Raw genomic sequence first — 8577 nt, 5'->3', positions numbered from 1 at the left:
CGCCCGAAGCTCGGCCCGCTCATCCGACGACATCTCCACCGACACAGCCAACCACAACACATCTCAAGTAAAGACATCGGGATCACGAGACACTAGGGAGGCGTGCTGAACGTGCCGCAGCATCGGACACGGGGCCGTCAAATGGCGTTTCGGGCGACGATAGCGGTTCCTGAATAGAGAACGGAAGCGGCGCAGCGCGGCCCCCGTAAAGAGTCTTGTGCAACAGGGTTGACAATCACCGGGCATCGAGCGTCCATGGACGTGGGCAACAAAAACCGCCCCGGCGAAACCGCAAACAATGCGCACCACGCGCACGCGGAATCGCTATTTCCGACCCCTATTGCACGGAGGTTTATTCGCCATGTCCACCAACGCCAACGCCAACACCGCCCCGACCACCACCACCGTCGCCCGGACCCTCGCCAACCACCCCGACGGCATCACCGTCCGTGACCTCGCGACGGAGGCCGGGGTGGGTCATTCCACCGCCTCCAAGGCCCTCGCCGCGATGGAGGCCGATGGCACCGCCACCCGCACCCCCGGCCCGACCAACGGCAACCGCAAGAGCACCGACATCTGGCACCCCGCCACCACCGACGCGACCGACGAGCCGACCCCGGGCGACGACGCCACCGACGCGACCCCGGACGCGAACGACGAGGCGACCCCCGCCGACGACGCGAACGGGGGCGGCGGGGCGGACGAGTCCGCGCTACCGGAGGCCCCCGTGTCCGGTGCGCCGGTGTCGGGGGTGCCGGTCGCCCCGCGTCAGCCCGACCTGAAGGTGTTGATCATGGCGGGGGTGTTGGGCGGGCACCCGGACGGCATCACCGCCGACGCGGCGATCAACGAGAGCGGTCTGTCGGTCGTCATGGGGGACACGATCCTCGCCGCGATGGAGGTTGCCGGGGCCGCGCGTCGCCTGCCGGTTGACGACGACGGTAACGAGTTGTGGGTCATCGGGGACGGGGACCTCGCCACGGTGGACCCGGCCAACGCCCCGACGCACACCACGTGCCCGACGTGCGGACACACCCGCAAGATCCGCCGCCCCTCGGCCCGGCGCACCACCGGCACCGGCCGCACGACTGGCGAGATCAACAGCGACGGGTCGGTGAAGCTCGCTAAGAACGAGTTGCGGCACCGGGTCGAGGCGTTCATGCGCGACCTCGGCCCGCGCCACGAACTGACCCCCGGCACCGTTGCCCGTGAGATCGGCGGACGGAGCCCCGGCGCGGTCCGCAACGCCATGGAAAAGCTCGCCGGGGCCGGTGTGCTGATTCTGACCCGCGAGGCCCCGGAAACGTACACCCTCGCGGACAACCCGCCCGCCCCGACCGCCGAGGTTCGCGCGTTCCTGGCTCCGCTGGTGACCGACGACACCGCCGCCGACGAGGCCGGCACCGACGAGCCTGCCGCCGCGTCGGTGGTGGCCTGACCGATCGCCCCGCCGGGGCCGGGCACCATGCCGGCCCCGGCACCCGTACGCCCACCCAAACGGAAGGAAGGGACCATGACCACCCCCCACGATCACCCCGACCACGACCACGCTGCCCACGGTCCGACGTTTGCGCCGGGGTCGCTGTGCTGCCCCGAATGTGGGGAACCGGCCCGCCCGGTGCCGCCGCGTGACTGGCCTCTCAACGGATTCGTGCCGCGTCCGGCCGCGTCCCACCACGACGGGACCCCGCTATGCCCGGTGCCTGGCCCGGACGGGTCGCGCCCGGCCGAGCCGGTTGGCGTTCCGGCACGGCTGACCGTGTGGCAGGCCGTTCGGCAGAGTTGGCTCATTCACCCTGATTGGACCGTCGCCGATTACCTCGCCTGGCTCGATGACGAGGCGTACGACACCGGCACCCTGACCGGCGACCCCGCCGAGGTCGTCGGCCGTTGGCTGGCCGAACACCGCCGTACCGCCCCGCTGTCCCGGCCCGCCGACGATGCCCGCGTGTATGTGGTCGCCGGAGGCGACATGGTGGCCGTGTTCGACAACCCCGACAGCGCCGGAATCCAACACGCCGTCATGGAGGCCGCCGGGCTCGACGCAGAGGTGCACGCGCTGAGCACGACGGAATGGGAACGCGCGGCGTACCTCGTGCGTGCTGCCAATCCAGGTCTCGTCATCAGCGACACCCGCCCCGGCCACGGGGGCGACCCGTCATGACCAGTCCACCCGCCGACGTGCCCGACATCCCACCCTCGCTGGCCGCGCGTCCCCACGACGCGCGGCGCGGCCTGCCCATCCCGCCGGTCAACATTCACCCCGACCCGACCGGCGGCGGGTCGCACGTGGACTTCACCACGATCAACACCATCACCTCGACCCGCCTAGCCGTCGAGCGCCGGTGCTCGCTGTGCGGAGAGCCGATGGGGTACTGGGTGGCGTTCCTCGGCGGCCCCCGGGCTGCTGAGCTGATGCGCTACGCCGACCCACCGGGGCACCCGGAGTGCATGACTGCCGCACTGTCCCTGTGTCCGCATCTGGCGATTGGGCGACACCGCCGCGCCCGTGCCGACCGTCCAGGGGCGGGCATCATCCCGCCGGGGTCGCACGGCGACAAACCCGACCGGTACCTGTTAGGTATCACCCGCACGTATCAAACCCGGTTCATCCCCGAACACGGGTTCACCGTGTACCTGCCGGCCCCGTTCAAAACCGTTCGCGCGCACGTGTACGGCCCGGACGGGCGGCTACGCCCGGCCACCGACACCCGGTAGGCCACGCCGCACGGCGGGCGTCAGATTCGCCGCAGAAACCTCGATCGACTCGAACCGATCGTCTTGATCGGTTTGTAGAGGTAGGAAACATTGTTTGTGACGGCGCGGCCGGGGATGCAACCCCTGGCCCGCCGCCCGCCAAAACACCACACCTGGAAGGGGTGCCACCGTGGCACACGAACTGGAAACGTTCGCGAACGGCCAGACGGCCTTCGCCTCCGCGCGGCTGTCCGCCTGGCATCAACTCGGCACCGTCACCGACGCGTGCATGACCGCCGAGGAGGTCATGAGCAAGGCGTGGCTCGGCGGCTGGGAGGTCCGCAAGATCGCCACTCAGGGCATCGAGATCACCGACAAGGGTGTGACGAAGGTCGACTGCCCCGACAAGTACATGACCGTGCGGACCAACCCGGTCACCGGCGAGACCGAGTACCTCGGTGTGGTCGGCGAGGACTACAGCGTGGTCCAGAACGAGCAGGTCGCCGAGACCCTCAACCTCCTGGTCGACGCTTCCGGCGCGCACTTCGAGACCGCCGGCTCGATGCGCAAGGGCCGCTCGGTCTTCGTAACCATGAAGCTGCCCACGGCAATGCAGATCGCCGGGGTGGACGATATGGACCTCTATCTCGCGGCAACCACCTCCCACGACGGCACCGCCTCGCTGCGCCTCGACGCGACCCCGGTCCGCATCGTGTGCGCGAACACGCAGGCACTCGCGTATCGGCGGTCAGTCAGTTCCTACACGTTCCGGCACACCTCGAACGTCACCAGCAAGATTGCCGAGGCGCGGCAGGCCCTCGGGCTGATGTGGAAGGCGTTCCGTGACTTCGAGACCGAAGCCGAAAAGATGATCAACGAGTCGTTGACCATGGGCGAGTTCGAGAAGATCGTCGCGCAGGTATGGCCCCTCGCCGACGACGCCTCCGACACGGCGAAGAACAACGCGAAGCAGCGCACCGCGACGTTGCGGTACCTGATCCGCGACGCCGACACGCAGAAGGCGATCAAGGGCACCCGATGGGCCGGCTTCCAGGCCATCACCGAGTATGTCGACCACTTCGCCCCCGCCAAGACCGACCTCCTTCGGGCGACACGGGCGCTGACCGGTGCCGGTGCGGACCTCAAGGCCCGCGCGTTCGAGCTGCTGGCGGTCTGAGGTGGGCCGGCATTGGGGCCGGCGCGGGGACACCGCGCCTGGCCCCGGTACCGGCGCGTACCCCGCCGCCGGAATCACACACGCCACCACCGAGCCTGTCGTCGTGCCGTTGCAAGCGCCGACGCTCACCGCCGAGGCCGTGATCGAGCTGGCCAACGAGGTATGCGCCAACTTCGCGCGGGCTGCGGTCGCCCGCGCGATGGCCGGGCACTCGGCCAGCGAGGCTGAACACGCCAGCCTGACCGCCCGCGCCGAGCAGTGGGACGCCCTCGTCAACGAGCAGTGGCCGGCGCTGGTCGAGGCGATCCGCGCGGGACTACCCGGCGCGGCGCAGGTCGAGCGATTCATGCCGGTCCGGCCGCTGACCAACGGACACGTCGAGCTGCACGTGCACGACACCTCAGCCCGTCGCCTCGTTGTGCTGCTCACCGGCGCGCAGGCCCTCGCCGTTGGCGCGCACCTGACCGCGTACGGGGCGATCAGCCTTGACCGCATCGGCCAGAAGCTCGACTCGGGTCTGCCGTACGTGAAGGCCGCCCCGCCGTTCGTCCCACCCGGGTTCGCCGGTCAACCGGCCACGCCGGACGGTGCCGCCGGACCACCGGCCGCCCGTCCCTGACCGATGCGACGTGCCGCGCAGCCACGGTTCGACCCGGGCTGCGCGGCACCGGGCGACATCCCCTCCGACTCACCACGGAGTACCCACATGAACCCAGACCGACTGTTCGACCTCGCCGCCGAGTTCGCCCAGGCGACCGGCAACGCCGAACGCTTCCACGCCCGCGCCGCCTCCACCACCGGCAACGCTCACACCGCACACAGCAAGAAGGCGTCGAAGTGGGAGGCTGCCGCCACCCGCCGACGCGAGCACCTGCGCGCCACGCTGCGCGAGGCGCTTCGCGGAACCGTCACAGCCGTACCGGACGCCGAGCTGCCCGTCGCCACCTGGCAGCGAGGCCGCGTCGAGATCCTCGCCACCACCGACGGCACCCGCGCCGTACGCGTGCGATACACCCCGGCCCAGGCACTCACCGCCGGAGCCGCCCTCATCGCCTGCGCAGCCATCACCGACGAGCAGACCGGCGGCACCCTCACCAGCATCCTCTCCGCGTTCCCACCCAACCCGCCCACCAGCGACGAGCCGGCCAGCGATGAGGGGAGGCCGGCATGACGAGCTGGATCGACCCCTCGAAGAACACCGACAGCATCGGCGACGGGCAACGCACCGTCAGCGGCCAGCAACTCGCGGGCGCACTCGCCCTGCTCGGCCCGGTCGACCCCGTGTACGCCGAGGTGCTGACCAACCTCAACCTGCGCGTCTACCCAGGCGACGCCACCGCCGGGGACCGCTCGGCGTACGTGGTGCTCGACCTGCACGGGGTCTCCATCGGTGTCAAACGCCGCGCCGCCGACCTCTACCTGCGCGCCGACACCACCGAGACCGACGACCGTCTCATCGCCTTTGAGATCAACGGCGGCGGCGAGACCGACCTCCCCACCCGCTAGCCCCTCTGATGAACGGAGTACCGATGTACCGATCCATGGAGGTCGGAGACACCGCCCGAGTGGTCAGACAGTCCGACGCCACCGAGTACCGCCTCGGCACCGTCACCGATGTCCACTATTCCACCCCGCACACCACCTACGCGCGCCGCTACATCCTCCGATTCCCCAACGGAACCGAGCGCACCTACCCGGCCGACCACGTCGTGTGGTGCACTCGGGACGACGACCGCGCCGCCCTAGAGGCCGCGTTCACCAAGGCGGCCGTGGCCCTGCGCGACGCCTGCCGCATCGCCCACGACTTCGACGCCGACCTCAGCAGCGGAACCGCGAGCTTGCTTCGGCGGCTGGTCGACCTCACCCGCCTGCGTCTCGGGCTGACCCTCGACCCCGCCAATCCCGCCTGGCCGCACCCCAGCACCCAGGACGGAGGCGACCAGTGATGCCTCCGCGCTCTTCCCAGCCCGAAGACGTCACCCGGCCGCCCGAGGCGACCGCGCTCGACACGAGCGTGGTGCCGGCCCAGGAGCCGTTCTACTGCCGCCGCTGCCGTCGAGGGCTCAACATCCGATACAACGACCTGGGCCTCATCGTCGGATACCTACACGCGGCCGAGCAGCGCGGCCAGCAAAGCGACCACCGCCCCGAGCCCGCACCCATTACCGAAATCCTCGATCCGATCATCGAATGCGACTTCTGCTCCGCGCCCGAGGCGACCTGGATATACCAATGCGCCAACCAGGTCACCGACGCACGCCGTGTGACCGCTCAAGTGGTGTCCGTCAACGACTATCAATCTCAGCACCACGCGGCGCGAGTGCGCCGTACCGACACCGAGTACGCCCTCACGCAGGTGTGGGGGGAGCGGTGGACGGCCTGTCAAGGGTGCGCCGACCTTATCGAGGCCCGTGACCTGTACGGGCTTATCGGTCGTGTGGCCGATGCGATGCCCGCGAAGCTCACCCGAGGCAAACGCCTTATGCGGACCCGGGGCCACCTCCACGACAGGTACTCCGCCGTGTTCGACACCCTCGCCCCCGGCCGAGGCCAGATCACCCCCGGACACCCGCTCGGCATCTGGCCCGACACAGCGGGAGGAGCACAATGACCGTCACGACGCGGCACGAGCGGCCCGCCTTCACCCACGCGAAGGCCCGCCGCCGTACGGGGCCGGTGTGCGGAGCCGACGACGGGCCGCTGACCCGCATCACCGAGGACCCGCACCTCGCCACCTGTCCGGACTGCGAAGGACTGGCCGAGATCGATGCGCTTCCGGACGACGCGACGGCAGGCGACCCCCGCGTGATCGAGCTGCTGCGCGAGGCGAAGCGCGGCGAGTTTCGCAAGATCGACGGGGTGGTGGTGGACGCGACCACCGCCGCCGCGATCCTGACCGTGTACGACGCGCTCAAACCCGCCACCCGGGCGAAGCTCGCGGCTATGCCACTACACCGGATGGCGGACGTCGCGTGGCGGCTGCTGCGCCCGAAGGTGTAACCGGGGAGTCGGTGGCCGGCGGGCACACCCGAGGGTGCGTGCAACCCCGACCGGCCACCTCGCCCACTCCGGGCCGCCTGCGGACCACACGGCCGCTTCTACCCGAGCCGGGACGTGCGGCCGATCTTACGGCGAGCCTGCCCGCCTCGACGGCACTGCGCCAGCTGCGAGCTATCCGGAGGGGAGGATGGGCGGCATGGCACGACGCATGATCGGCGGACGGACCGCCCTCGACCGGGCCGGCGTCGCCGCACACACCGGCTCGGCCTACTCCACCGTCAACCACTGGCACCGCCACCGCGCCCGGTTCGACTTCCCAAAAGGATTCCAGCACGACGGCCGCGAGTGGTTCTGGCTCGACGACATCAAGGCATTCCACGTCGCGCACCAAGCCGCGAAACGCGCCGAACTGACGAAGGTCGACCGCCGCGGCGACCCCGAAGACCTCATCGGCTCGGGCGCGGCTGCGAGGGTCCTCGGCTATGGCTCGTACCGCAACCTGCCCGACACCCTGTACGACCGTCCCGACCGCGTCGAGGTGCTGCCGGACGGGCGACTCCGCCGACTGTGGTACCGGCGCACCGTATGGGCCGTGGCCGATGCCCGTAAGGGTCGCCAGTCCACCGGCCGCACCCCCGGCACAACCGGTGCCCGCAAGCCGCACCCCTACGCCGACGACCCTCGACTTTCCATCGCCATCGCGCTCGTCAGCGAGGCGGACCGCGCCGGGCGCGCCCGGCGCAGCCTCAGCATCGCGCTGGCGAAGCAGCTCGGCGTCACCCAACGCACCGCACAACGGTTACTCGCCGCCGCATACACATCGGATGGCACTACTGCCGGGCAGCAGACAGCCTGAGTACGAGAGGTGCCGCCGAGGCCGGGAAGCGGCCTCGGCGGCGCCCTGTCCTGCGAGCTACTCAGTCTTCGTCTTCTGTGACAGCCCGAGGTGCCGGAATCTCCATCAGGTAGCGCAGCGCGCCGTTGATGTCGGTTGCCCGGGTGAAGGCGGTCCGCTCTAGCACGTCGTACACGTCGGTACCGACCTCAATTGTTCGACATACGGGCCACTCATGAGCCATATCGAATTCCTCCTGATGGGACGCGGCATCCGCGCCGACCCATCCCGACCTCGACGGGGCGGTCAGGCCTGGCTAGTGCCGCGTTTGGGCAGGCGGTAGGAGCCCGTCCGCGTGGTGTTGATGCTCGTTCAAGGCCAATCACCGCCGGTGCGGTTGCCCCAACAGTTCATCCTTTGATCATGGTCTGACAGGTCCTGGGCTAGAAGGTTTTGCGCGTCCGTCTCTCGCGTGTAACCGGACGGGGCTGTGCCAACGCGGTACGTCTGTCCGGGAGTCCGATACAAGCCGGTGATCATTACGCGCCCCAGCAGCTTGGGAGTCCCCCGAAGCGCTACGGACCTGGATCCGACAGGACCGGGCTGTTTGTGGCGAGGATCGAACCGGCCGAGCGCCAAGCCCGGGGAGCTGCGCCGGCTCCGCAGGGAGAACGCCGAGCTACGCAAAGCCAATGAAATCCGGGCGGTCGTCTCACCGAGCATCTACTGGTACTTCAACACCTGGACCACTGATGGGATCTTCGCTGAGCTGAACTAGTGCCCCGTCATGCAGCCTTGAATGGGTAATCCGGATGCCGGATCTTGGAGTTGATCGCGAATCCTGATTTCGGTTGGGCTCGTTGGTTGC

At 69.5% G+C, this 8577-nt stretch carries 12 protein-coding genes; all 12 read left to right on the top strand.

All coding sequences use genetic code 11. The annotated features are described in order from the left end of the window. The first annotated feature begins 361 nt into the window (after window positions 1-361). Complete coding sequence (locus ACFQ4H_RS34170) at window positions 362-1438, top strand: MarR family transcriptional regulator (protein WP_377579312.1); 1077 nt, start codon at window positions 362-364, stop codon at window positions 1436-1438. A 261-nt stretch (window positions 1439-1699) separates the two neighbouring features. After that, window positions 1700-2164 (top strand): hypothetical protein, encoded by a 465-nt coding sequence (locus tag ACFQ4H_RS34165; protein ID WP_377579310.1) that lies wholly within the window; start codon window positions 1700-1702, stop codon window positions 2162-2164. After that, window positions 2161-2718: a hypothetical protein gene (locus ACFQ4H_RS34160; protein ID WP_377579308.1), complete on the top strand. Its 558-nt coding sequence runs from the start codon at window positions 2161-2163 to the stop codon at window positions 2716-2718. Before ACFQ4H_RS34165 ends, ACFQ4H_RS34160 begins: the two co-directional genes overlap by 4 nt. A gap of 169 nt (window positions 2719-2887) precedes the next feature. Beyond that, the gene (locus tag ACFQ4H_RS34155; RefSeq protein ID WP_377579306.1) at window positions 2888-3874 is read left to right on the top strand and encodes a DUF932 domain-containing protein; all 987 of its coding nucleotides are present in this window, start codon (window positions 2888-2890) and stop codon (window positions 3872-3874) included. A 103-nt stretch (window positions 3875-3977) separates the two neighbouring features. Then, window positions 3978-4493, top strand: a complete 516-nt coding sequence (locus ACFQ4H_RS34150; protein WP_377579304.1) for a hypothetical protein — start codon at window positions 3978-3980, stop codon at window positions 4491-4493. 87 nt (window positions 4494-4580) lie between these two features. Next, window positions 4581-5045 (top strand): hypothetical protein, encoded by a 465-nt coding sequence (locus ACFQ4H_RS34145; protein WP_377579302.1) that lies wholly within the window; start codon window positions 4581-4583, stop codon window positions 5043-5045. After that, entirely contained in the window at window positions 5042-5380 is a 339-nt protein-coding gene (locus ACFQ4H_RS34140; protein WP_377579300.1) for a hypothetical protein, read from the top strand. Before ACFQ4H_RS34145 ends, ACFQ4H_RS34140 begins: the two co-directional genes overlap by 4 nt. Before the next feature lie 23 nt (window positions 5381-5403). Further along, window positions 5404-5820 (top strand): hypothetical protein, encoded by a 417-nt coding sequence (locus ACFQ4H_RS34135; protein WP_377579298.1) that lies wholly within the window; start codon window positions 5404-5406, stop codon window positions 5818-5820. Further along, a complete protein-coding gene (locus ACFQ4H_RS34130; protein ID WP_377579316.1) occupies window positions 5820-6485 on the top strand; it encodes a hypothetical protein in 666 nt (221 codons plus the stop codon). Before ACFQ4H_RS34135 ends, ACFQ4H_RS34130 begins: the two co-directional genes overlap by 1 nt. Then, entirely contained in the window at window positions 6482-6874 is a 393-nt protein-coding gene (locus tag ACFQ4H_RS34125; protein WP_377579296.1) for a hypothetical protein, read from the top strand. Before ACFQ4H_RS34130 ends, ACFQ4H_RS34125 begins: the two co-directional genes overlap by 4 nt. A 208-nt stretch (window positions 6875-7082) precedes the next feature. Next, entirely contained in the window at window positions 7083-7730 is a 648-nt protein-coding gene (locus ACFQ4H_RS34120) for a hypothetical protein (RefSeq protein WP_377579314.1), read from the top strand. A 586-nt stretch (window positions 7731-8316) separates the two neighbouring features. Next, window positions 8317-8487 carry a hypothetical protein gene (locus tag ACFQ4H_RS34115; protein ID WP_377579294.1) on the top strand — a complete coding sequence of 57 codons (171 nt, stop codon included), beginning with the start codon at window positions 8317-8319 and terminating at the stop codon, window positions 8485-8487. Window positions 8488-8577 lie beyond the last annotated feature (90 nt).

The organism is Micromonospora sonneratiae (assembly GCF_042679305.1).
In the GTDB taxonomy this organism is placed as follows: domain Bacteria; phylum Actinomycetota; class Actinomycetes; order Mycobacteriales; family Micromonosporaceae; genus Micromonospora_H; species Micromonospora_H sonneratiae.
Note: the sequence above shows the minus strand (reverse complement) of the source record. Positions and strands in the feature narration are given on the sequence as shown.

What these genes read in the sequence shown, in the direction of transcription:
- ACFQ4H_RS34135 (WP_377579298.1), top strand. Translation starts at nt 5,404, where the DNA reads ATGTACCGATCCATGGAGGTCGGAGACACCGCCCGAGTGGTCAGACAG.
- ACFQ4H_RS34160 (WP_377579308.1), top strand. Translation starts at nt 2,161, where the DNA reads ATGACCAGTCCACCCGCCGACGTGCCCGACATCCCACCCTCGCTGGCC.
- ACFQ4H_RS34130 (WP_377579316.1), top strand. Translation starts at nt 5,820, where the DNA reads ATGCCTCCGCGCTCTTCCCAGCCCGAAGACGTCACCCGGCCGCCCGAG.
- ACFQ4H_RS34145 (WP_377579302.1), top strand. Translation starts at nt 4,581, where the DNA reads ATGAACCCAGACCGACTGTTCGACCTCGCCGCCGAGTTCGCCCAGGCG.
- ACFQ4H_RS34120 (WP_377579314.1), top strand. Translation starts at nt 7,083, where the DNA reads ATGATCGGCGGACGGACCGCCCTCGACCGGGCCGGCGTCGCCGCACAC.
- ACFQ4H_RS34170 (WP_377579312.1), top strand. Translation starts at nt 362, where the DNA reads ATGTCCACCAACGCCAACGCCAACACCGCCCCGACCACCACCACCGTC.
- ACFQ4H_RS34125 (WP_377579296.1), top strand. Translation starts at nt 6,482, where the DNA reads ATGACCGTCACGACGCGGCACGAGCGGCCCGCCTTCACCCACGCGAAG.
- ACFQ4H_RS34140 (WP_377579300.1), top strand. Translation starts at nt 5,042, where the DNA reads ATGACGAGCTGGATCGACCCCTCGAAGAACACCGACAGCATCGGCGAC.